This window comes from Chryseobacterium sp. CS3K3.1 (assembly GCF_059515165.1).
Map to the genome: position 1 here is coordinate 379,231 of NZ_JCAKRV010000001.1, position 25,615 is coordinate 404,845.

Below are 25,615 nucleotides of genomic sequence, written 5' to 3' on the forward strand. Positions count from 1 at the left end.
GATTAATTGGTGAGTTCCAAATAGAGTATTTTGATATAAATCTGCTTCCCGTCCTTTTCCCATATATCAAACATCGCATCTTTAGAAGCTTTTGAACTCCTGGTATAATCCTGTCCAATATTCAGAATGTTGAGCAGAATATATTCATCTCCTACCGAATTGACGATATAGGCTGTTTTCTCGGATTTTCCGTCTCCGGAACTTCTTATTCCTTCGGTAAGGGTACGGAACTGGTTCAGATGGTGTACAAAGTTATTTCCATCTTTTACTGAATCATAGGCCCTAAGAAGGATCAACAGAATATCCAGGTTGGTAGGATCTTTACCATACAAAGCTTTTCCCTGCTTGATACAGTCTGCAAAATTATTTTGCTTAAAGGCTTCTACAAGACTTTTAAAGCTGTCTCCCGATGTGCTTATTTTATCGCTCCTAAAATTTCTTCCGTAATACAGATATTGAGCTTCTATACTATCCAGAGACTTTGGGTATCCTTTAAATTTGAAAATAAGCTTCTCATAATTGTACGGCGAATCGGAAGTCCTGAGACTTTTCTCAATAGCTTTTAAATCAATTTTTGATTTCTGGCTGAACCCAAAAACCGAAAACATGATGAATAAAAGGAAAAAGTGATACTTCATTAATTGTTGCTTTCTTCTTCGTCGTTGTCGAAATATTCGAAAAGAAAATCGTTGTATGGAAATCTGGAAATATGAATCTTCATGACCTCATCATAGATCATTTTCTTCATTTCCGGGAAGTTTTCTTTCGTTAATGCAGAGATGAAAACTGTCGGATACTTTGACTTTGCCATCCACGTCTTTTTCCATTCCTCAAGAGAAATATTTTTACGGGTTGAAGGCGTAAGATCATCTTCATCCTTTTTCTCGTAGCTGAAATCGTCAATTTTATTGAAAACCATAATCATTGGCTTCTGATGAGCGTTGATTTCCATCAGGATATGATTTACAGATTCTATATGATCTTCAAAGCTTTCGTGAGAAATATCCACCACATGAATCAAAAGATCAGCTTCACGAACCTCATCCAATGTAGATTTAAAAGATTCTACCAGCTGAGTAGGAAGTTTTCTGATAAACCCTACGGTATCGGTCAACAGAAACGGTAAATTTCCAATTACTACTTTTCTTACCGTGGTATCCAGTGTAGCGAATAATTTATTTTCGGCAAAAACTTCAGATTTTGAAATGGAATTCATCAGGGTAGATTTCCCTACGTTGGTATATCCTACCAAAGCAGCACGAACCACTTTCCCACGGTTGTTACGCTGGGTAGCCATCTGCTTGTCTATCGTCTTCAGTTTCTCTTTCAGCAATGTAATTCTGTCACGGATAATACGACGGTCAGTTTCAATCTCCGTTTCTCCGGGACCTCTCATCCCGATTCCCCCTTTCTGACGCTCAAGGTGGGTCCACATTCTTGTCAGTCGTGGTAAAAGATACTGGTATTGTGCCAGCTCCACCTGAGTTCTTGCATAAGAAGTTTGTGCTCTTTGGGCAAAAATATCAAGAATAAGATTGGTACGGTCCAGGATTTTAACCTCCATTTCCCTTTCCAGGTTTTTAAGCTGTGAAGGAGAGAGTTCATCATCGAAAATTACGGTTCCGATCTCGTTTTCTTTTACATATTCTTTTATCTCGATGGCTTTTCCGCTACCGATAAAGGTTTTGGAATCAGGCTGAGTTAATTTTTGGGTAAAGCGCTTTTGTACGGTTGCTCCTGCTGTGAAAGCTAAAAACTCAAGTTCATCCAAATACTCCGTCAGTTTTTCTTCATCCTGATTCTGGGTAATAACACCCACCAGGACAGCTTTCTCATAGTTATGTTCTTTCTTTTCTAACATTAAGTTCTGTCTATGTTTATGATTTTTACAAGTTAATATTTTTCAGAAAAAAAACAAAATCAATTTTTATTTAATAACATATTTTAATATAAATTTAAGTTTACTGATGAATGATTTATAAAAAATCAATAACTTTATATAATAAATTTCTGATTTTTAATTATTTAAATCAAAAACTAATCTCCGGCATATCATGGTTACCCATATCAAATGTATGATTATTGATGATGATGAACTGGACAGGCTGGTTCTTCAGCATTATATCAGGCAATATCAAAACATTGAAATTGTTGCCACTTTCGACTCTGCTGAAAAGGCAGTTCCCTATCTTGACATTCCTGTTGATCTCCTGATTACCGAAACCAATTTAAAGGGGATGAACGGTCTTGAGTTCAGAAAGCTGGCCCATAAGATCCCTGCCTGTATTTTCGTAAGCTCTCATCCCGAACTGGCCGCCGGAGCTTTTGAGATTAATACTTTAGATTTTATTACTAAACCACTTACCGCAGAACGCTTTCATTATTCCATGGAAAAGCTTTTTGATTTTTTTGAAGTAAAAGAAAAATGTGAATGCTATGATGCCATGGTTGGAGAAAACTGCATCAAAATAAAAGAAGGTGGTCATGTTTTTCAGATTAAAATGAAAGATATTCTTTACCTGGAAGCTCTGAAAGATTACACCAGAATCATCACACTTGAAAAAAATCATTGTATTTTACATTCGCTGGGAAATCTTCTGCAAAAAAGTTTTTTTCATTCTTTTGTCAGAATACACAGAAGCTATGCCGTTCCACGTCATCTTATCCGCGGAAAAAGCTGTCACGAAATAGAACTTCCGCATCGTATAAAACTTCCTATCGGCCGAACTTACAAGGACAATCTTTCCTTTTTTAATCCTTAAAAACACATCATAATAATTCACCAATGCCATTGGTCGATTATTTCTGCCGTTGGTCTATTTTCCTGCCAATCAATGGAGATAGGTGGTAATTTAGTCTTCCCAAATTCCCCAAGAAAACACATCTATTAATCACCAAAACTGTTATCCATGGAAAGAATATCTATTTACTGTATTATTCTGTCTGTCTTTTCCATCCCCATACTGCACGCACAATCTGCAGTTTTGGCAACCGGACTGGATGTATCAGCAGCTAATGGTTTTGTTTCTTACAGTGTAGGCCAGACAACCTACCTCGAAAAAGGAACAGGACAAGTTCTCGAAGGTGTTCAACAGCCTTACGAAATCATCACACTTACCACTCTGGAAAATTCCTCTGAACTCAAAGACATTTTGTTATATCCTAATCCTTTTAAAGATTATCTGTATTTGGATTTTACTTCAAATAATTTTAAAGGGTCAGAATATCAGCTATTTGATGCTCAAGGCAAGCTGGTAAAAAAAGATAAGATTTCACAATCAAAATCTGAGCTTAATTTCTCCTCACTTCCGTCTGCTATGTACATTATCAGAATTACCCAAAATGGGGAAAATATCAAAACTTTTAAAATCATTAAAAAATAAAATGCCATGAAAAAAATATTATCACTGTTTTGGATTCTGATAGGTTTCTTTATGGGACTTTCTCAGGCTCCGGAAAAAATGAGCTACCAGGCTGTCATGAGAAACGGATCCGGACAACTATTAGTCAATCAAGCCATTGCTGTAAAAGTAAGCATATTACAGGGATCTCCTGCCGGAGCCGCAGTCTACTCTGAAAGACTCACCGGAAACACAAATGCCAACGGACTTATCAGCCTTGAAATAGGAACCGGAACTGTACTTACAGGAACATTCGCTACCATCAACTGGCCTGCAGGAAGCTATTATTTAAAAACAGAAACAGATCCTGCCGGAGGAACCAGCTATACCATAGTAGGAACCAGCCAGCTGTTAAGTGTTCCTTATGCAATGTATGCCAAATCTGCGGGTGGCGGTGGCGGAAGCTTTGCCATTCCTTACAGCACAACTGTTAATAATGCTTCGACTCTGTTTTCATTGATCAACGATGGAGATGGTACTTCCCTGGAGGGAGTAAATAACACTACCACATCCAATATTTCTGCAGTAAGAGGAATTGTAAACAGTGCTTCTCCCGGTGGATTTTCCAGTGCTGTACGTGGTATTAACAATGGTACAGGAGGACTTGGAGTCGGGGTTTACGGAAGCCAGGCCGGAAGCGGCTGGGGAGTATATGGTGTTACTCCGAACGGACTGGGTGTATATGGTAATGCCAGCGCCAACGGAACCGGGGTTTACGCCAACAGTAATACAGGAACAGGTCTTACCGCTACCAGTAATAACGGGATTCCCGCAAGTATTTCAATCTTTAATAATGCGAATAATAATGTTGCCCTCAGTGCATCCAGTGTAGGAAACGGTACAGTTATCAATGTTACCACTTCAGGAAACGGAGCCGGAGTCAGAAGTTCTACAGGAGCCGGATTTGGGCTGCATGGAATAACTTCCTCACAGACTTCCGCCGGTGTTGTAGGCGATAACAACGGTGGTGGTGAAGCTGTAGTGGGCAGAACCACCAGTGATATTGCCGGAGCAGTCGTAGGCCGTAATGACGGAGGCGGATATGGAGTAAGAGGATTTGTAGCTACCAATACAGCCGGAACGGGTATTGGTGTTTACGGTCAGGTAGGTTTAAATAACAGTACCGGACGTGCGGGAAGATTTGAAAATTTCAACAATACAAATACTGATGCTAATACTTTTGAAGTGGCATCTAACGGAAATGGAAACATCCCTGATAATACCAAAGGTAATGCTGCTTCTTTTGTACTCAATAATACCAATAGTGTAGGAGCTGCCGTAAGAGGGGAAGTCAATACTATTTTTGGAAATTTTGGTGCTGCCGCTATTTTTGGTGTTTCATCCGGAACCGGAGGACGAGCCGGGCTATTCTACGCTTCCAATCCTGCCGGAAACGGAGCATCATTGATCGCCTTGACAGACGGTAACGGTAACGCCATTACAGCCAATGCAGGTAAAGACGGAAATGGGGTTGAGACCAATATTGATGGTGCCGGAAATGCGCTTTATGCATGGGTTCCTTCTTTTGCTACCGGACGTGCCGGACGATTTAATATTTTCAATGAATCAAACACCAGCGATGTCATCACTGTAACCACTGTTGGAAACGGTATTGCAGGTAATTTCAAGGTAGATAAAGTGACCGGAACCTCTCCTGCAGTAAGAGGAGAAGTCAATTCACAGTTTGCCAACTTCGGCACAGCAGGAATTTATGGAGTATCTTCCGGAACCGGAGGATATGCAGGCCTTTTCCACGCATCCAATCCTGCAGGGAACGGCCCTGCCTTGATTGCCATTGCAGATGGTAATGGTAATGGTATCACCGCTAATGCATCCAACACTGGAGATGGTGTAGAAACCACTGCAGACGGAACAGGAAATGCTATTTATGCCTGGGTACCTAATTTTAGTAATGGCCGGGCAGCCAGATTTGTTAATTTTAATACATCAAATACGAACCCTGCACTTACTGTAGAAACCCACAGCGCAGGATCTTTGGCTCTGTTTAAATCCGGAAACCCGGGAACCGTAAATGTTGCCCGTATCGATAATACCGGAAAAGGATTTTTCAATGGTGGTACACAAAACAGTGGTGCTGACGTTGCAGAAGCTTTTGATGTTAAAGGAAACATTTCCGAATATGAACCTGGTGATATTCTTGTTATTTCAACAAAAGCAGACAGAACGGTTGAAAAATCATCAACGCCCTATTCTACTCTTGTTGCAGGAGTGTATGCTACCAAACCGGGGGTACTGCTTACGGAAGAGCACATCGACATTGATATTTCCAATAAAGCGCCAATGGGTGTTATTGGTGTTATTCCAACCAAAGTATGCCTTGAAAACGGAAAAATAAAAAGAGGGGATCTCCTGGTAACTTCATCTAAAGCAGGTGTTGCCATGAAAGCCAATATTAAAAAGGTAAAAATTGGTCAGGTAATCGGAAAAGCACTTCAGGATTATGACCAAAAAGAGATTGGAAAAATTCAAGTATTAGTCAACATAAAATAAACCGTCATGAAAATAGCATACATTATCCCGTTATTATTTTTAAGCACTATTATCTATGCGCAGGAAAATAAAAAGGCAGCTCCGACAGAGGAAGATCAGACACTGGTTGTAAAACAGGCACAGGAACAGCAGGCTAAACTCATGCAGGAAGCCAAGGAAAATAATGAAAAGAAAACCGTAAACTCAGGTCTTGCTTCTGATCAAAGCCTTGAAGTAAAAAAACAGGAATCTAAAACCAAAGCAGCTGCAGACAATTCAGGCAAGCTTCTCCCCAACACAGCTAGTCTTGAAGACCTCAAAAAAACAATTCCCAACAGACAGGCATATCACAATACTACAAATTCTAGGAACACAAAAATGAATGTTACCGGGCTGCCTAACACAGCAACTCTGGAAGAAATAAAAAAAACGATTCCCAAAAACTAATAACTCTCAAAGGCTAATAACCTCAAAAAGCTGATAACCAAACTAGATTTTTCAAACAAAGAAGTCCGCTGCAAGGCGGACTTTTGTATGGTAAGGGAGCATCATTAATCCCAATCAGCAGCTACAAATTTCATTGAATTTCCACGATCATCGGATAAAGTCAGAAAATGCCCTTCAATAGAATAATGAGTCATCGTTTCTATTTTCTTCTGAAAAGACATTTCAAGATTCATATCCTGACAGGCTTTCATGGTACTCGCTCCTTTTGAGATTTTCACATTTCCTCCTGTTTTAAATTCAGTCATAAAAGACATCCGGTTGCATCCCATATAAGAGCTTGCCTGAATTTTACCCTTTACCTTATTGGCTGTCAGATTGAATTTGGCTTTATTAGCCATTAATTGGTCTTTTGAAAAACCATCAAAAGAAACCAGCATCCATTGCCTTTGAAGAAAGGGATCTTTGGCAGGTACTGAAGAACAGCTCAAAACAACTCCTAAAAGTAAAACTGTAAAAAGTGGTAATAGTATCTTTTTCATGTGAATTATCATCCCATTTTCATACCATTCCGGGACAGAATCTCGTAAAAATTAGTAAATTAGCGACACAAAAATTATTTTATAAAATGAAAAGACTATTTCTACTATTCACTTTCTTACTGGGCTTTGCTCAGATGAGGGCGGATGAGGGGATGTGGCTGCTAATGCTCATCAAAAGACTTAACGGTGTTGATATGCAAAAAGAAGGTCTGCATCTTACGCCTGAAGAAATTTATTCAGTGAACAATTCAAGCTTAAAAGATGCTATCGTAAGTTTCGGTGGTTTCTGTACGGGGGAGATTGTTTCTGATAAAGGACTTATATTTACCAACCACCACTGTGGTTACGGTGCTGTTGCTGCGGCTTCTACACCAGAAAAAGATTATTTGAAGAACGGTTTCTGGGCAATGAAACAGAAAGACGAATTCAATGCAAAGGATCTTTATGTAAGATTTTTAGTAAGAATGGATGATGCTACGCAAAGAATCAATTCTAAGCTAAACAACAATATGACCGGAGCAGAGAGAAAAGCTGTTATCGATGCTGAAACTAAGGCTATCCAGACAGAAAACTCTGAAAACGGAAAATATACGGTAGTCGTAAAAGATTTCTTCAACGGAAATGAATTCTACTATTTCGTATACCAGGATTATAAAGATATCAGATTGGTAGGTGCTCCGCCTTCATCATTAGGAAAATTCGGAGGAGATACAGATAACTGGGAATGGCCAAGACACACTGCAGACTTCACCGTTTTCAGAGTGTATGCTGATGCTGCAGGAAATCCTGCTGAATATTCTCCAAGCAATACTCCGCTGAAGCCTAAGCATTTCCTTCCGGTTTCTCTTAAAGGAATTAAGCCTGGTGACTTCTCAATGATCTTAGGATACCCTGGAAGAACAAACCGTTACCTGACTTCTTACGGAATTCAGCAAATGGTAACTAAAGATTACCCGGCATGGGTTGAAGCTTCTAAACTGGCTATGGATGTTATGAAAAAATACATGGACAAGGATAAGGCGACTCAGCTTAACTATGCTTCTCAATATGCTTCTGTAGCTAACTACTGGAAAAACAGACAGGGAACTATCGATGCTGTAGAGAAAAACGGAACTATTTCTGACAAACAAAAGATTGAGGAAACTTACAATAAGTGGGCTGCAATGCCAGGAAATGATCAATACAATGGCGTTTTAGAAGATATTGGTATCTACTACAAGCAAGTTTCTGATAGAAATGTTGAAAGAAACTATGCAACTCAATTTACAAGAAATGCAAAATATATTACCCTTGCTGCTCAGGTAGGATCTGCTCTTAAAGCATATGCTGCTCAGGATATGCAGGGAAGATTAGCGATGAAAGCTAAAACAGAAGCTGCTATCAAAGCTGCTTATGAAAACTTCAATCCAGCTTTGGAAGGAGAAATGCTTGCTGCTATGACCAGCCTTTACCAGGCAAGAGTTAAAAACCCGGAAGTTGCTTCCGCTACTATTTTAGGACTGGATGCTAAGACGGTTTCTAATTTGGCGTATTCTTCAATCTTTGCTAATAAGACTTCTGCAACGAACTTCTTATTGAATCCTGATGCATTGAAGCTTGATGCTGACCCGCTTTGGAAAGCAGCTAACGGAATTGTTGCTGATCAAAAGATAAGCACAGACAGATTTGTAAAAATAGATGACAACTTTGCAAAAAACAACCGTCTGTTCTTAGCTGGATTAATGAAGGCTATGCCTGAGAAGAAATTCTACCCGGATGCTAACTCTACAATGAGATTAACTTACGGAACTGTAGATAAATTACCTATCAGAAATGACAGAAACTATTTCGGAATTACTGATAACTACTATACAGATATGACTGGTCTTGTTGGAAAATACAAGAAAGGGGATGAAGAATTTGATCTTCCTCAAAGAGTGATTGATCTTTACAACCTTAAAGATTTCGGTCAGTATGCTGATGCTGCAGGTTATATGCCTGTAAACTTCCTTTCAAACAACGATATTACAGGTGGTAACTCAGGTTCTCCGGTAATTGACGGAGACGGTAACCTTATCGGTATCGCTTTTGACGGAAACAGCGAAGCATTAAGCGGTGATATCGTATTCGAGCCAGAATGGCAGAAAACCATCAACGTAGACGTTCGTTTTGTTCTTTGGACAATCGATAAGTTTGCGGGGGCAAGAAGAATAGTTGATGAATTGAAGCTTGTAAGAGACGCAAACACTCCTGCTGATACAAAAACTAAAAACTCAGGTACTACAACAATGCCTAAGAAAGTTAAAAAATAATCATCTTATCTGATATATTTTTGAAACCGTGAAATTTACTTTTCACGGTTTTTTTATTTTTGATTATTAAAATATTTATTTATCATGAATCCTGAACGTATCGAATTTACAGCCATTATTCAGCAGAACGGCGCAATGAATGCTGCGTTTGTAGAATTTCCATTCTCTACAGAGGAATTGTTTCACAAAAAAGGACAGGTAAAGATAAAAGCCCTGTTTGATGATAAAGTTGAATACCGCGGAAGTCTTGCCAAAATGAAATCCGACTGTCATATTTTAGGTTTGACACAGGAGATCAGAAAGCAACTTGGTAAAACCTTCGGAGATGAGGTTTCCGTATCCCTTATTGAAGACAAGGAGGAAAGAGTGGTTGAAATTGCAGATGATATTGCCCTTGTTTTTAAAGAAAATCCGGGAGCAAAAGCCTTATTTGATGCCATGAGCTACACCCACAGAAAGGAATACATCCGCTGGATTGAGGAAGCCAAGAAACCTGAAACCAGAGAAAACCGAAAGATAAAAATGATCCAGATGATTCTGGAGGGGAAAAAGGGAATATAATTGATTTTATTTTTCATTCTAAAAAACTATACCTGAAAAAACTGAATTTAGAAAATATTTTTTGTCAGGATCTCAAAAAGTAGCCGACTATAGTTACAGATATCAATTATAACTATAAAAATTTACTTTTATGAACAGGTTTATTTTCAGAACATCAGTTTTAGCAGCAGCTACTCTAGCTGCATTCACTCTTTCTTCATGCCGTGATTCGGGTAATGGCATGATAACGGATATGGCTTTTCAAAGAACTATTACTTTTGAAAACGTTGTAACTCCCAAAGATTTTGTGCAAAGCGGAAGTTTTCAGGGAACGGGAACTCCTCCTGTGATTATGCCCGGACAATCGGTTTCTGTTACATTCAGTGCAGGAAAAACTCAGGCTTTAATGTTTGCTACGATGTACGGAGATTCAAAAGACTGGTTTTTCGCATCCCAACAGCCGGGTATCAAATTGTTTGACGCTAATGGAAATGCTATTACCGGAGATGTTTCTTCAAGTGTCCGGTTATGGGATAACGGAACCAAAAATGATACCACCGGGCAAGCTGAAAGCAAGCCTGTCATGCAGGTTCCTAACGTCAATGCTTCTCAGCTTATGAAACTCAATCTCTCTTACAATGATGTAAGTTCGGAGTTTACGCTCACTATTACCAATACCTCCGGCGGAACGGCCAACGAAACTCCTTTTTCTCCAGGTGTATGGGCGGTCTCCAACTATAATGGCTCTCAGCTGTTGAACAGTGCTCCGTTTTTTACTCCTAACGCTTTATCGAATCCTGAGATTACAGATATTGCTCAAATGGGAAATATAAATAAAATGATGACGAAACTGAACGCCAGCACAGGAATTATGACCGGGCTTTCTCCTGCCCTGGTGGTTGTGTACCGCGGCGATAAAAATCCAATTTATGAATTAGGAAAATCAGACAGCGGAATGGGCCTGAAAGACATTGCACAGTTCGGAAATGCAGCCAAGCTTCAAAATAGTCTGAAATCTCTATCTGATGTAAAAGGTGTATATGTTGCAGGGAGTGCTCCCGTAGCACCGGGAAGCAAAGTAACAACAAGTTTTAATGCTGAGCCGGGCGATAAAATTGCCTACGTAACAATGTTCGGATTTTCCAATGACTGGTTCTATGCCAATGAACAAAATATTGATGCGAATACTAAAGGAGACCTTAGTTCAAAAACTTCATTATTTGATTCCGGAACGGGCATTGACCAATATCCGGGAGCCGGAAATCATCAGGCTCTGTTTGGCGGAACTCCACAAAGTGAAAACATAAGTATTTCCAAAGTAGGAACCCATTATCCTGTTCCTGCTGTACAAAATGTGATTAAAGTAACCATCAAATAATCTTCAGATAAGAAAGGTCAGACAATACTGTTTGACCTTTTTTATTATGCTGTTCGGAAAATAAAAGTGTATCCGTTTTATTATTGTTTCAGTGCTCCTTCCAGATATTGTTTCCCTCCTCCATTGATAACGGTTATAAAGCCTTCATAATGGCTTACCTTCACTCCCAGGTCGTTATTTATTTCTTTAAAATATCCGGCATTTTCTCTGTTATAGAATGTATCTCCCTGCCATAGAAATTGTGCAGACTGTCCTGTTTTGTTTTGAAAGGTAAGAACTCCCAATGGATTTACAAATCCCCGGGATTTAATATCCACCACTGCACTTTCATTGGCAGCGAAATCTTTTGACAATACAATAACGTTATTCATCTATCCTGTTTGGTTTTCAGTTAATTAAGGAAATGAAATAAGATTTCTCATTACCCTGATACAAATATCCTGGTTCACTGCGACAAAACCTGACGTATTTGCTGAATAAAAATTAAAAACCCAAACATATACTGTCTGGGCTTTTTCAATGATTCAATACTATTCAACCGGAATTCCGAGATATTTTAAGTAGGAATCCAGCATTTTTTTATCAAATACCGGTTCCTGAATGCCTGATCCCTCCAGATACTGAATAACATTGGAACAATCCCATATATAAGTATTCTGGTAAAGTTCTACAGTAGATAAGCCTTCATGCATATTGTCCCTGAAAAGACTTGTCAATGGATACAATCGGTTTTTACTGTCATCCTCCCACTGTTTTCTCCATTCTTTATAAGGAAGGTCTTTGAGGGTGAAAGGATAATATTTTTTCATTAGTCCAAAGAAATCTTCTAGAGTAAGATTGGTTTCAGAACGTGCAATCAGATTGAATTTTTTACCTAGCGCATCTTTATTTTTTGTGATATGAGCCATGGCTTTGGTCATATAATCTACGGTGATAAGACCTTCTCTAAGCTCTGTAAGTACAGGGTAAGATTTGAACTCTATACAGTTTTTCACCAATCCGGACCACCATTGGTAGGATGCACTTGCTCCTGTTTCGCTGTGGCACATGGCATATCCGAGACGGTAAGTAATCAATGGCAGTCCTTCTTTTGCTGCTAAATCGGCAACCGCTTCCATCACCCATTTACTTCTTACGTATCCGATATCTTTGCTTACAGACATCAGGTTCTGCTCAATATCATCCGATTCAAGCATTACCGTTTTTCCTGTAAATATATGCCCCCAGCTGTATACGGAAATGGTTGACAGCAAGGCGAGACATTTTGTTCTTTCTGCTCCTGCCAGTTTTATGACTTCCCTTAGTCCTTCTACATTGGGAGCTTTCATATAGGAATACGGTTCTATGAAGTTCACGGAACTTCCGGAATGATAAATCAGATCGGTTTGCCTGGCAAGCTTTGTAAATGTTTCCTGAGACAATCCCAGGGATGGCAGAGCCAGATCTCCGATAACAGGAATAATACGTGCTTTCTGTTCCGGATGCCGGGGAATATGGTATTGTTTAAAGCATTCGTCAATCTTTTCCATCGCATAAAATTCATCCTGAGCTCTTACAAGGCAGTAAATATCAGCATTTGTAGTATCCAGAAGTTCCTGCAACAGGTGAATTCCTACAAATCCTGTAGCTCCCGTTAAAAATATTGTTGTTGGATTTTCTACCTGTTTAGGATCAAAACCACCTGCGAAAACAGTTCCCGGAGCGAGATACACATCTTTCTGAAGTTCTACATAGGGCTCTACATCTTCCGCGGGGATAGCTTCTCTGGTTTCTCCGGATCTCTCAATAAGAACTTCCGACAGTTGCTGCAGTACCGGATACTGATAGATATCCCGCAGATACACCTTCACATCCAGCTTTCTTTGTAAAGCAACCGCCACCGTTGCAACCAACAGCGAGTTTCCTCCGATATCAAAAAAATTATCTGTAATATTAATAACAGGCCGCTCCAATGCAGAAGACCAGACTTCTGTAATTATTCTTTCGGTTTCGTTGGTTGGAGGTTCAGATGAAACCAATTTTTTTGCTTCTTGATCGGCCAGATCTTTTAATACCTGAGTATCTGTTTTACCATTTGCCGTTAACGGGATTTTATCTATAAAAATAATTTGCGCAGGAATCATATACCCTGGAAGTTCATCTTTCAATGCATTCCGGATTGACGAAATATTTGTTACGGCTCCGGGATCTAAAACAACAAAGGCAATAAGATATTTGCTGCTTCCTTCGCTATCTTTACCAATCACCACAGCTTCTTTAATATTTTCCTGCTGAATCAGTGAACGTTCTATCTCCCCAAGTTCAACCCTGAATCCCCGGATTTTTACCTGATTATCAATTCTTCCTAAGAATTCAATCTCACCATCCGGTTTCCATCTGGTCAGGTCTCCGGTACGGTAGATTTTCTCTGCTTCATTGAATGGATTCGTAATAAATTTGGCATCCGTAAGTTCTTTATTATTAAGATACCCTTTTGCTAAGAGATTTCCTCCAATACAGAGTTCCCCAACAGCTCCTACGGGCAGCAATTCCCTGTTTTCATCTAAAATATAGGCTTTTGCATTGGCAATGGGTCTGCCAATAGATGAAACATATTTCCCGTTAATATCTTTCACTTTTTTATAAGTAGCGTATACGGTACATTCTGTGGGACCATAATAATCCACCAGCTCATAGCTTAATTCTGAAGTAAGTACCGGTTTTAGCTTCTCACCTGCTGTAAAGAGATATTTTAGCTTCAGGTCATTATAATTGCGGGTAATATCCACTACAGAAGGAGCGAGAACAGTAGGCACAAAGCCATGGGTAATATGATTTTTTCTGTAGTAATCTGCCAACGCCTGAGCTTCTGTTCTATCCTCATTGTCTGCAATAAAAACCGTTGCACCTGAAGTAAGGGCCGACCATATTTCCCACACAGAAATGTCAAATGCCAATCCCGCCACAAGAGTCAGTTTTGAACTATAATCCACATGAAAATGATGATTATGCCATGTTACCAGATGTTGTATAGCCTGATGGCTTACCATTACACCTTTTGGCTTTCCGGTTGAGCCTGAAGTATAAATGGTATATGCCAGAGCGTTCTGATGGATGTTAATCCCTGGATATTCTGAAGGTAAATCATTAAGATTTTCCATGTTGCTCAGATCGAATATTTTGTCATTTTCAGTTTCAGACAGCAATATTTTGAGGTTTTGATTGGTAATGATAATATCAGAAGAAGTATCGGAAAGAATATACTCTATCCTCCTGGAAGGATAGGCAGGGTCTATTGGAACGTACGCCGCACCTGTTTTGATAACTCCAAGTACAGCAATGACCCATTCCAAAGAACGGTCCAACCAGATGGGAACATATTTTCCTTCTTCAATACCTCGCCCTAATAAGAAATTGGCTACCTGATTGCTTCTCTGATCCAACTCTTCATACGTAATCTTCTGATTCTGATAAACCGCAGCAGTCTTATCAGGATGAAGGATTGCCTGTTTCCGGAAAAGAGATTCCAGGGTTTCTTCATGATGGTAATCCCAACCCGTTTTATTAAATCCGTTGAGCAATTTTTCTCTGTCTTCAGAGGACAGTAATACCGCTGAACCTATCGATAAGGTTCCTGATGAGGGAATTGTGTTTAACATGATGATTTGATTTGGATTAAAAAATTTGTAAATAGCAGCTTAATGCTTCGATAAGTATATTTTAAACTCTGTGAAATGAGAAAAACGGACGTAAAACATAACCACAGCTTATTTTACTCAATGTGTTTTCATAATAGTTTTAAAAACCGAGTGATACAGAGTTTTACACTATTCTCTCAGTGAGCAGAACGGTAAACAGTGTTCAAACGATGTTTATGGCAGTCGGAAAGAAGAAAGAATAAATGGCACATATTCTTCAGAAATTGATATTATTTCCTATTCAGGACTTCAAAATTTAAGAATTTAATTTTCATAATAAAGGATTTTTAAAAATTTGACAATCAAACTTAACATAATATTTTAACCTATGCGTTACATAATTGCTACATTTATCCTACCACAAAGTATTAAACTTATGAAAAAACAAAGTATTTATCTATTTAAAAACCAACCAAATAGCACACCATTATCCATTCCAGAATTCCCTATCGAGGCTTCTGTATTGTATGGCTTCAGAAATATGATGTGACAGGATATTTTCAGATCCTTCAAGGTCGGCTATTGTTCTGGCAACTTTAAGAATTCTGTCATAAGCCCTTGCCGAAAGATTGAGTTTTTCCATAGCTAATTTGATAAGACCGAAAGAAGTTTCATCCAGTTCACAATAGGCCTCAATTTCCTTAGGTCCTATTTGCGCATTACTGCTGATATTGAGGTTTTGATATCTTTTATTCTGAATATCTCTTGCTTTCAGTACACGGTCTCTGATATCTTTACTCTTTTCACCTTTTCTTTTTTCGGAAAGCTGTTCAAATTCTACTTTCTGAACTTCAATATGAATGTCTATTCTATCTAAAAGAGGCCCTGAGAGTTTGTTCATGTACCGCTGCATTTCGTAAACAGATGAGGTATTATTAGGATCATCGGGAAAAAAACCGCTTGGGCTGGGATTCATAGAAGCTACCAGCATAAAACTTGCAGGATAATTGACTGTAAACCGGGCTCTTGAAATCGTTACTTCACGATCTTCCAGAGGCTGCCTCATTACTTCCAGCACCGTTCTTTTAAATTCCGGCATTTCATCGAGAAATAAAACTCCGTTATGAGCAAGGGAAATTTCTCCGGGCTGAGGGTAACTTCCTCCTCCCACCAGAGCAACATCAGAAATAGTATGATGCGGAGATCTGAAGGGACGAACAGTCATCAATGATGTTTCTGTTCCTATTTTCCCGGCTACAGAGTGAATTTTTGTTGTTTCCAGCGCTTCTTTCAATGTCAGAGGAGGTAAAATACTGGGAACTCTTTTGGCCAGCATTGTTTTCCCACTTCCCGGCGGGCCGATCAGAATAATATTATGTCCGCCTGCTGCAGCTACTTCCATCGCTCTTTTGGCTGTTTCCTGACCTTTAACTTCAGAGAAATCGAAAGGAAAATCATTGATCTTTTCATGAAATTCTTTTCGGGTATCCAGTGTCACTTTTTCAAGCGCTTTTCCTTCGTTGAAAAAATCGATAACTTCTCTGATATTTTCTACTCCGTAGACATCAAGGTCATTTACAATGGCTGCTTCTCTGGCATTTTGTTTTGGAAGAATGATTCCTTTAAATCCTTCTTCCCTGGCCTGTATCGCAATGGGCAAAACACCTTTAATCGGCTGTAAACTTCCGTCCAGAGAAAGCTCACCCATAATAATAAAGTCTTTAACATTCTCTGCCGATATCTGATCTGAGGCGGTTAAGATACCAATAGCAATACTGAGATCATAAGCAGAACCTTCTTTTCTAAGATCTGCAGGAGCCATATTAATCGTAATTTTCTTTCCGGGAATTTTAAATCCTACATTTTTCAATGCTGCAGAAATTCTGTAACTGCTTTCTTTAATAGCATTATCAGGAAGCCCCACAAGATGGTATCCTACTCCTCCGGTATCTACATTCACTTCAATGGTAATGGTCTGTGCGGCCACTCCATGAATGGCACTTCCATAAATTTTGATCAGCATGGTGTGTTTTTGAAGTAAAAGTAATGAATATACTATTTTGAAAATCCGGGTTTTATATTAACAGTATTCTAGCCAGACAAAGATTTTAAAAAAGATTTTAAGAAAACAGATCATCAGATATTTTTGTAGAAGTACGATGATGATAATAAAAAAAACCGGTACAAATTTCTTTGTACCGACTCAACCATTATTAAAAACTAACGAAAAAGATTATGCCATCTGAATTACTGAACATTAAGTGTAAGTCAGGAAGCGGATGCCGGAAAGAGGAAATTCCTTTTTGGGGTAATTATGATCGTCATTAGATTAACAAGGATGAAAATGTATCTATGAGCGTAAAGTATTAAAATAAATCACTTCAGTTCTTCTTCAATACAAGGAACATCCCTCCTCAGACATCCAATCTTCCTTCCCACAATCAATATTTTAGCATCTTCAGATTTTATAATCCTATTATTTTTTTATAAATCTGTTTTTATATTCTGTTCCGTCTGTGCTCCTGGAAACAATGATATAATTTCCGGGTACCAGACCGCTTACATCAATCGGCTGATTATATCTGTGATCATTTTTCTTCAGAACAAGTTTTCCGGACATATCTATAATGATAACCTCTTTATAGATTTTATCAGATTCTTTACCGATATAAAGGTGCTGTGCCGTAGGGTTAGGATAAATTTTCAGATTATTATCTTTTATTTTTGTTTCTCCTGTTCCCAGATTGCTGCAGAATTCCCAATCTCCGAAAGTCACCTCAACAAAAGCAAACGGATCTAACATCTGGCACTGATCCGGACAATATTCCGTACAGGCATAAAATCCGTATTTCCCCGAGCTTGTTGCAACATAGGTGTCTCCTACTACACCTGCAATAATACAAGGATCTCCTGCTACCGGTGGATTGCTCCCCGGCACACATTTGAACCAGGTATGTTTGCCATATACTAATGGAAATATATTGTCAAACTGTACAGAAGCTCCGTTGCAGACCTTCACTGTTCCCATATTTTCTTCATAGGTGCCTGGAGTATAAGTAGTCATCATTGCCGGCAGTCCATATACAAAACCATCTGCAAATGCTGTAGGACTTTCGGCTGTACAGTCGCCTTGGGAAACAACTACCTTAAAATAATTCAGCTGATCATTACCACTAATGGTTAACTGTTGTGAGGTCGCTCCCGGAATGGCTACCCAAGGGTTATTATTAGGGGTCTGCCAGGTCCATTCCTGTTTATACCATTGATAACTTGCGTAAGTCTGTGTTGTGGAAAGAACTTCATCTTCCGTATCACAGAATAAGATCGTTCCCGGGTATTTTTGTCCGAGTCTGGCACTGGTAATTGTTGGCGTGCACTGTGCTTTTATATCCAAAATAGAGAATAATAAAACCACTAAAAAGATTAGTTTTGTTTTCATATATCAATTATTAAGTTTGGTGTTTTTAAATCGGCTGCATTAGTCCAGCAGCACTCTGATTCCGAATTTCATATTAAAATGAAGGGGCTTTTCTTTATAAATGGTATTCGGAGCATTCTCTTCTTTAAAATGATATCCTATTCCCGGTTCTGCATAAATTCCAACCTTGTCAATGAGCTTCACCTGCAGGCCTACTGCCGTATTAACAGAAAACTGAAAAGGTTTCGGCTCCAGGCGTTCCTTTGAGGATTCCTTTATTTCATCATTCACAACATACGTTGTGGTAATATTTCCTGCTATCGGCTTTTCTACCAGGGCCCCGCCTGTAACATATCCTGTGAATCTTCCTTTTTGAATGACATTATAATTAACCTGTACCGGAATTCCCAGATAATGAACCGTCTGATCTCCTTTAATATAATTGTTGTCACTTCCGGAATGCAGTTCAGAAGACAGCTTGGTATAATTCAGTCCTGTTCCTATTCCCCATCTTTTCCCCAAATTATAGTATACAGAAAGACCAAATGTAACCGGCACTTTATGTCTGATTCTTGCTTCTACCGGCTGACTTTGATTGGCCAGTAGTATAGCCGTAAGAGGATCATCATGATATTCGGAAGTCGTCCATACCTGCTCAACGTTCATCGCTTTTCCTGTGATTGAAGCATAGCCGGGAAACTGCTGTTCTGCAGAATTGGAAGCCATATTGCCAGTAAGCATACCCAGCATCCATGATTTTTTGTCTCTGGATTTTCTGGTATGATGGGTTGCATTTCCTGCATATACTTCTTTTATTTTTTCCTGCTTAAAAAGAACCTCATCATTTTTATTTTCCACAACCTGCTCTTTCGCTGTATCATCAACAGGAGATAATTTCTGAGCGATCTTACTACTTTCCTGCTGAAAAGATTCTGAAGCCGTTGGCAGTTTAATTATATCCTTTAGCTCATTTTTCCTTACGGGTTCAAAATATTTTCGGGTCTGTTCTTTCAACCAAGGTCCGGAATTCACTATATTTTCAGCTAACGGAGCTTCTGACACCGATGTCATTTCTTCTGATGAAGCATGTTCGGCTCGTACAGGTTTTAAAGAATTTTTCTCTTTCTGCACGTTTGTCTGTATCTGAGACAGCATTTTCTCTGTATCATTCTGTGGCCATAATTTTGTCAGCAAAAACAGCAATGCAATAGCGGCAGCAATTCCTCCGATACGATAAAACAGGGATTTTTGACCTCTGCCAGCTATCTTTTCTGCCTTTCCCGTTTCTCCTTCATGCATTTCAGGAACAAATGCGGGAATGCTGCTATTTTCTTCTCCTGAAAATAATTCATCTCTGATGCCATCCCACAACCCTTCCGGAACGTCCTCTTCATGGTCATCCATTCTGCTTCGCAGATTATTTAGCCACTCGTTATTCATATTGTGCTTTTTTTGACATTTTAAATTCTTTTATTTTCTGAACAAGCAATCCTTTTGCCCGGTGAAACTGGGATGCAGAAGAATTCTCTGCAATTCCCAGCAGCCCGGCAATTTCTTTATGGCTTTTTTTCTCAAATACAAACAGGTTAAAAACAGTCCGGTAGCCATCAGGAAGAGCTCTGATCATCATCATAATATCATCACGGGGGATTTCTTCAAAATCCGGTTCTTCTTCATTAGGGATGTCCGCAAGATCGTCTACCTCTACAGCAGATTTAAAATCCCCTTTCTGTTTGATATGCTTTAAAGATTCATTAACTGTGATACGGGTCATCCAGGCTTTTAAAGAACCACTACCTCTGTACTCAAAAGATTCTATCGAACGGAACATTTTTATAAAACTGTTTTGAAGCACATCATGAACATCTTCTTTTTCTGCCAGATAACGGGAGCATACATAGGACAGATTTCCGGAATAAGCTCCAAAAAGCTCTTTCCAGGCAGCCTCTTCCTTTTTCAGAAGGTGCTTTACCAAAATCTGTTCTTTACTTTCTTCCATATGATGCAACTGCCTCCGTATCCACCGGGATGTTATAAAACTGTCAGGCAAAAATAGATTGCATCTTTTTAATAAAGTGCAATCCATTGATGATACTATTTATTAATTTTTTATACAGAACGGGAAATTATAATCGATCACTTCATAAGGAGTAACCACTGTTCCGTCTACTGTAATTTTTTCTGCTGTGAGCGCATATCTAAGCGTTCTATCCATCCCTACATAATATCCTTTTTGCTTAGAAACGAATTCCACAACCGTTTTTTTGTTGACTCCGTCTACCGGAATCTGAAGCTCCATTATTTTTGGAGTAAGAGTAAGCTCTATCACATTATTTGCGGTATTGATCACTGCTGCATATTTAATATCATAGTTCACTTTTCCAAGTGATTTTATGGCAGTTTCAGCTTTTGCAGGATCCTTTACCACAGTTTTTACGATTTCACCTATTGGAAATTCAGCAAAAGAGATCGTATCTTTCTTTACTTTGAATTCTTTTATTCCTTCTCTTTTGGTAGTTCCTTGTACAATAATCATTTTTCCTTTATAGTTTCCTGGTAATTCTTCCATTTTTACAGGCGGAATGTCCGGTCCTTCATTATCATTACATGAGAATAGGGTCAATCCTGCCAAAACCATTAAAACTGTCATAAAAAATCGGGGTACTGTCAATTTTTTCATTGCATTACATTTTCGTTAAACATTAATTATTTTCGAGTACTCATCTATATAAATCCTGTTTTCTGAAAATCTTGCATCCTTTTTTAGAAAAAAGAATAAAAAAATTATAACCAATTGATTTAGTGCACGTAAAATTTCATCTCTTCATTGCAAATTCCGTACCTGTTATATAATAGAGTTGTATTGATGCTTCAAAACAGCAAAAAGGAAACTACATGACATAGCTTCCTTTTCATTATTTACCCGTTGTATTTTATTGTATTCCCCCTCCAAGTGCTCTGTAAAGATCAACCTCAGCATTTAGTTTTTCAAGGGTAACATTGATAGCTTCCAGATCATTCTGAAGTTTATTGTTCTGGGCAGTGATGACTTCCAGATAGGTTGCCATACCACTTTTATACAGCTTCAGCGCATCATTGATTCCCTTGTCCAGAATGGCTGTTCTCTGTTCTAAAAGCTGCAGTCTTTCTGAAGAACCTTTAGACTTTGCCATAGCATCGGAAACCTCTCCCACAGCAGTCATTACAGATTGTTTAAAATTGATGGCTGCTTTTTCCTGTTCAATCAAAGCTGTTTCATACGCTGTTTTCAACTGTTTTTTCTGAAATATCGGAGCCGCTAAATTAGCAGCAATCGCTTTGGTAATAGATCCGGGAATATCAAACCATGAACTGAATTTATTGGAATTGACTCCTATTTGCGGGCTTAAACTGATACTCGGATACATGGCTGCTTTTGCCAGTCCGGTTTTTGAATTGAGGCTAATTACGTTGAACTCTGCCATCTTCAGATCCGGTCTACGGCTCAGAAGTTGTGCCGGTAATCCTTCAGACAGTTTGTTTTCGGGAATCATTGTTTTAAGGGTTCCTTCTCTTTCTATCTTCGCCGGATATTCTCCGCAAAGGATGCTCAAAGCATTTTCCTGAATCGAAATATTCTGTTTTGCCAAAGGAATCAGCAGCTCAGCGGTTTTCTTCTGAGCTTCCGATTGCTGAACCGCCAATGAATTGATCTGTCCCGCTTTAAACTGAAGATTCATCATCTTGAGCGTGTTGTCGCTCAGTTCAATATTCTGTTCAGCAATTTTCAACTGTTCGTCAAGGCTGATAAGGTTGTAATATGCCTGCGCAACCTGAACGACAATCCTGCTTTTGATGGCATTTAAATTTTCCTTTTGTCCAAAATATTCTGCAGCAGCAGATTCTTTCTGCATTTTAGCTTTTCCCCAAATGTCTACTTCCCAGGAAAGCCTCAGTGCAGCACTGAAATCATCCATGTATTTTGTACCGACAAACTGTTCGTTCAGAGAGCCGTTAAGGGTATTTTTGGAAGCCCAGCTTCTGTTTGCGCCTGCAGTGAAATCCAGTGTTGGCATCAAACTAAGCTTAGCTTGCCTGTAGATCAGATCCAGCTGTTCTATATTTTTCAGGGCTACATTTACTTCATTGTTTCTTGAAAGGGCTTTATCTATTAAACCAATCAATTTTGGATCTTTGAAGAAAGTCTTCCATGGCAACACTACAGTATCGCCTGTCACCTGCACAGATTCTTTGTAGGTTTCAGGAATCTGAAGGTCTGTTCTTGTATATTTCTCCCCTACGGCACAAGACATCAGCAGTGATGCCATTGCGCCTGAAATAAGGAAATTCTTTATATTAAATAGTGTCATTTGTCAATTGATTTTCTATCGTATTGTACTTCTTTTTGGCAGAAAATTTCTCATCCAGATACTGAAAGAACATGTAGAGTACAGGAATGACGAAAACTCCTAAAACCACTCCGCTCAACATTCCCATGGCAGCACTTGTACTGATGGATTTGTTTCCGGAAGCCATTCCTCCTGAAGAAATCATCAGTGGAACCATTCCCACAATAAAAGCTAATGATGTCATGATAATAGGACGTAACCTTGCCTTTGCCCCTTCCAGTGCTGAATCCAGAATAGAAAGTCCTGCCTTACGCCTTTGTATGGCAAATTCTACAATAAGGATCGCATTTTTGGCCAATAAACCGATAAGCATGATGAGTCCTACCTGTACGTAGATGTTGTTATCCAGTCCTATGGCTTTTATTCCTAAAAATGCACCTACAATCCCTGTTGGAATGGAAAGCATTACTGCCAGAGGAAGGATATAACTTTCATATTGAGCGGCCAAGAGCAGATACACGAAAAGCAAGCACAATCCAAAAATGGCAATGGTTTGATTTCCTGCTGATTTTTCTTCCAAACTCAGCCCTGTCCATTCGTAGCTGTAGTCAGATGGCAGTTTACTTAAAGTCTGTTCCAGTTTACCCATCAATTCTCCATTACTTACGCCTGGTTTTGGAGATACGTTGATATTTAATGAATTGTAAAGGTTGTATCGCTGAACGGATTCCGGACCGTAGACTTTTTTCAAAGTAATCAGCGTATTCACTGGTACCATATCCCCTTTTTCATTTTTTACAAAAATATCATTGAAGGCCTGTTCATCCATTCTGAAAACACCGTCAGCTTTAATATTCACTCTATAGAACTTCCCGAATCTTGAAAAATTCTGAGATTGATCTCCCGAGAAATAGGTCTGAACAGTTCCCAACAGATTGGAAATGCTTACTCCCAGCTGTTTTGCTTTATCTTCGTTCACTTCCAGCTCCATCTGAGGATAATCTGCCCTGAACATCGTGTAGGCAAATGCTACTTCCGGAACCTGCATCAGCTGGCCGATCAGTTCATCTGCTTTCGCTTTAAGAACCTGAGGATCTCGTCCCATACGGTCCTGAAGTACGATTTCGGCATCATTCGTCATTCCGTATCCTTCTACCGGAGGCATTCTGAAGGTCATTACACTTCCTTCTTTGATCACTCCCAATTTTGCACTTGCCATGTCTACCACTTCCTGGATATCCTGAACATCACCTCTTTCTTTCTTAGGTTTCAGTTTAACAAATCCCATCGCATAAGCAGGTCCCGCACTATTGCTGAGTAAGTTGTATCCTGTAATGGAAGTATTTTCCTGCACAGCCTCTACTCCTTTTAAGATATCATTGATCTTGTTGGAAACCTCTGTCGTTTTGGTCAATGCTGTCCCCGGAGGCATACTTAAAGTGTACATAAAGAATCCGTCGTCTTCCATTGGTACAAAACTTTTTGGCGTACTTGACATCAGCCATCCTGCAACCCCGATAACGGCTATGATTAATCCTCCTGCAATCCATTTTCTTCCTATTAAAAATCTAACGCCTTTCGCATAACGATTGGTCATATTATTAAATCCTGCATTAAATGCCACTGCAAATCTTTGCCCGAATCCTTGTGGTTTTTTACCTTCTCCCGAGTGATTGTTTTTCAGAAACACGGCACACAAAGCCGGAGTTAATGTCAACGCGTTAACCGCTGAAATAATAATGGCTATGGCCAATGTATACGCAAACTGCTTATAGAATAATCCTGCTGAACCGGACATAAATCCAATTGGGATAAATACCGCCGACATCACCAGTGTAATGGAAATAACCGCTCCTGTAATCTCGCTCATTGCCTTATGAGTAGCTTCTCTTCCGGAAAGGTCCGTTCCTTCCATATTACTGTGAACGGCTTCCACCACTACAATGGCATCATCTACTACAATCCCGATGGCCAGTACGAGGGCAAAAAGGGTCAGTACGTTGATCGTAAATCCTAAAACCAGAAGGAAGAAGAAGGTACCGATAATCGCCACCGGAACTGCCACTGCCGGAATAATCGTAGATCTGAAATCCTGCAGGAATATAAATACCACGATAAATACAAGGATAAATGCTTCTATCAGGGTAGATTTCACCTGTCCTGTAGCTTCATCCAATCTTTCTTTGGTACTCATTACCTTCGTGTATTTGATACCAGGAGGGAATGATTTTGATAATTGGTCAAGGGCTTTGTTCACCCCAATTTCAATCTGGTTGGCGTTAGATCCTGTAGTTTGCATAATCGCTACAGTAACCGCATTTTTTCCATTGGAAAGGTTATCTCCGGTATTTGAAATCGCTCCGAATTCTACACGGGCAACATCTTTTAACCTAATAACCTGGTTTCCTGTATTTTTAACAATGATATTTTCATATTGTTCCGGCTTGTTCTTTTTTCCTTTGTATCTGATGACATATTCTAAAGCGGCATCCGATTCTTCTCCCAGTTTACCCGGAGCAGACTCCAAACTGTGGTCTGCGATCGCTCTGGAAACATCTGCCGGCTCGAGTCCGTAAGAGGACATTTTCTGAGGATTAAGCCATATTCTCATGGAATAATCTTTAAGCCCGAAAACCATGGCCTGCCCAACCCCTTTTACTCTTTTAACCTGTGGAATAAGGTTGATATTCGCATAATTTTGAAGGAAAGTTTCATCATATTGTTTATTATCTTCCGTATAAATATTGAAAATCAATACCATACTGTTCTGCTGCTTGGAGGTGGTCAATCCCATTCTCACTACTTCCTGCGGTAGTATCGGGGTGGCCTGCTGTACTCTGTTTTGCACGTTTACGGCTGCCTGATCAGCATTCACTCCCTGCTTGAATATAATGGAGATCGAGAACGTACCGTCATTACTTGCCGTAGATTTCATGTATTCCATATCTTCCACCCCATTGATCTGCTCTTCCAGAGGTGTTACCACAGAACGGATCACGGTTTCACTGTTTCCTCCGGGATATGATCCTGAAACGGTAATCGTGGGCGGAGAAATATCCGGAAATCTGGTCACCGCCAGCTGGTTTAATCCTATAATCCCTAAAATAACAATGATAAGGGATATTACCGTCGCCAGTACAGGACGGTCTATTATCTTTTTTAACAT

Annotated in this window: 19 protein-coding genes; 7 read left to right on the forward strand and 12 right to left on the reverse strand. The window is 39.3% G+C overall.

The features are described 5' to 3' along the window. Positions 1-2 precede the first annotated feature (2 nt). Entirely contained in the window at positions 3-638 is a 636-nt protein-coding gene (locus tag AC5YGI_RS01655; protein ID WP_330744857.1) for a DUF4919 domain-containing protein, read from the reverse strand. Next, positions 638-1,861, reverse strand: coding sequence for a GTPase HflX (hflX, locus tag AC5YGI_RS01660; RefSeq protein ID WP_062673053.1), 1,224 nt, complete (start codon positions 1,859-1,861; stop codon positions 638-640). Before hflX ends, AC5YGI_RS01655 begins: the two co-directional genes overlap by 1 nt. Positions 1,862-2,054: 193 nt before the next feature. On the opposite strand from hflX, the gene AC5YGI_RS01665 reads away from it, so the two are divergent. The 4 genes from AC5YGI_RS01665 (at position 2,055) to AC5YGI_RS01680 (ending at position 6,338) form a co-directional block, all read left to right on the forward strand. Then, positions 2,055-2,762, forward strand: coding sequence for a LytR/AlgR family response regulator transcription factor (locus AC5YGI_RS01665; RefSeq protein ID WP_496167342.1), 708 nt, complete (start codon positions 2,055-2,057; stop codon positions 2,760-2,762). A gap of 147 nt (positions 2,763-2,909) precedes the next feature. Next, the gene (locus AC5YGI_RS01670; protein WP_496167343.1) at positions 2,910-3,383 is read left to right on the forward strand and encodes a T9SS type A sorting domain-containing protein; all 474 of its coding nucleotides are present in this window, start codon (positions 2,910-2,912) and stop codon (positions 3,381-3,383) included. A gap of 6 nt (positions 3,384-3,389) precedes the next feature. Then, positions 3,390-5,912, forward strand: a complete 2,523-nt coding sequence (locus AC5YGI_RS01675; RefSeq protein WP_446107064.1) for a beta strand repeat-containing protein — start codon at positions 3,390-3,392, stop codon at positions 5,910-5,912. Positions 5,913-5,918: 6 nt separating this feature from the next. Next, the gene (locus AC5YGI_RS01680) at positions 5,919-6,338 is read left to right on the forward strand and encodes a hypothetical protein (protein WP_110009079.1); all 420 of its coding nucleotides are present in this window, start codon (positions 5,919-5,921) and stop codon (positions 6,336-6,338) included. 104 nt (positions 6,339-6,442) lie between these two features. Here the strand turns inward: AC5YGI_RS01680 and AC5YGI_RS01685 are convergent, their stop codons facing one another. Next, positions 6,443-6,877, reverse strand: coding sequence for an META domain-containing protein (locus AC5YGI_RS01685; RefSeq protein WP_496167345.1), 435 nt, complete (start codon positions 6,875-6,877; stop codon positions 6,443-6,445). 86 nt (positions 6,878-6,963) lie between these two features. Between AC5YGI_RS01685 and AC5YGI_RS01690 the strand changes: the two genes are divergently transcribed. The 3 genes from AC5YGI_RS01690 (at position 6,964) to AC5YGI_RS01700 (ending at position 11,086) form a co-directional block, all read left to right on the forward strand. Beyond that, positions 6,964-9,168, forward strand: a complete 2,205-nt coding sequence (locus AC5YGI_RS01690; protein WP_446107066.1) for a S46 family peptidase — start codon at positions 6,964-6,966, stop codon at positions 9,166-9,168. An 84-nt stretch (positions 9,169-9,252) separates the two neighbouring features. Then, positions 9,253-9,729: a YdeI/OmpD-associated family protein gene (locus tag AC5YGI_RS01695; protein ID WP_496167347.1), complete on the forward strand. Its 477-nt coding sequence runs from the start codon at positions 9,253-9,255 to the stop codon at positions 9,727-9,729. A gap of 130 nt (positions 9,730-9,859) precedes the next feature. After that, positions 9,860-11,086, forward strand: a complete 1,227-nt coding sequence (locus AC5YGI_RS01700) for a spondin domain-containing protein (RefSeq protein WP_496167348.1) — start codon at positions 9,860-9,862, stop codon at positions 11,084-11,086. An 80-nt stretch (positions 11,087-11,166) separates the two neighbouring features. On the opposite strand, the gene AC5YGI_RS01705 is transcribed toward AC5YGI_RS01700, so the two are convergent. From AC5YGI_RS01705 to AC5YGI_RS01745, 9 genes are all read right to left on the reverse strand, one after another. Continuing rightward, the gene (locus tag AC5YGI_RS01705) at positions 11,167-11,457 is read right to left on the reverse strand and encodes a hypothetical protein (protein WP_496167349.1); all 291 of its coding nucleotides are present in this window, start codon (positions 11,455-11,457) and stop codon (positions 11,167-11,169) included. 159 nt (positions 11,458-11,616) lie between these two features. Next, entirely contained in the window at positions 11,617-14,724 is a 3,108-nt protein-coding gene (locus AC5YGI_RS01710; protein ID WP_496167350.1) for a non-ribosomal peptide synthetase family protein, read from the reverse strand. A gap of 466 nt (positions 14,725-15,190) precedes the next feature. Next, complete coding sequence (locus AC5YGI_RS01715; RefSeq protein ID WP_454510818.1) at positions 15,191-16,726, reverse strand: YifB family Mg chelatase-like AAA ATPase; 1,536 nt, start codon at positions 16,724-16,726, stop codon at positions 15,191-15,193. 453 nt (positions 16,727-17,179) lie between these two features. Beyond that, positions 17,180-18,142, reverse strand: coding sequence for a T9SS type A sorting domain-containing protein (locus AC5YGI_RS01720; RefSeq protein ID WP_330744847.1), 963 nt, complete (start codon positions 18,140-18,142; stop codon positions 17,180-17,182). A gap of 39 nt (positions 18,143-18,181) precedes the next feature. Next, positions 18,182-19,561, reverse strand: coding sequence for a porin family protein (locus AC5YGI_RS01725; protein ID WP_330744846.1), 1,380 nt, complete (start codon positions 19,559-19,561; stop codon positions 18,182-18,184). Then, the gene (locus AC5YGI_RS01730) at positions 19,554-20,120 is read right to left on the reverse strand and encodes an RNA polymerase sigma factor (RefSeq protein ID WP_330744845.1); all 567 of its coding nucleotides are present in this window, start codon (positions 20,118-20,120) and stop codon (positions 19,554-19,556) included. The genes AC5YGI_RS01725 and AC5YGI_RS01730 overlap by 8 nt, the downstream gene beginning before the upstream one ends. A gap of 102 nt (positions 20,121-20,222) precedes the next feature. Next, the gene (locus AC5YGI_RS01735) at positions 20,223-20,801 is read right to left on the reverse strand and encodes a DUF4840 domain-containing protein (protein ID WP_330744844.1); all 579 of its coding nucleotides are present in this window, start codon (positions 20,799-20,801) and stop codon (positions 20,223-20,225) included. Positions 20,802-21,054: 253 nt separating this feature from the next. Beyond that, positions 21,055-22,470 (reverse strand): efflux transporter outer membrane subunit, encoded by a 1,416-nt coding sequence (locus AC5YGI_RS01740; RefSeq protein WP_496167351.1) that lies wholly within the window; start codon positions 22,468-22,470, stop codon positions 21,055-21,057. Beyond that, positions 22,457-25,615, reverse strand: coding sequence for an efflux RND transporter permease subunit (locus AC5YGI_RS01745; RefSeq protein ID WP_496167352.1), 3,159 nt, complete (start codon positions 25,613-25,615; stop codon positions 22,457-22,459). The genes AC5YGI_RS01740 and AC5YGI_RS01745 overlap by 14 nt, the downstream gene beginning before the upstream one ends.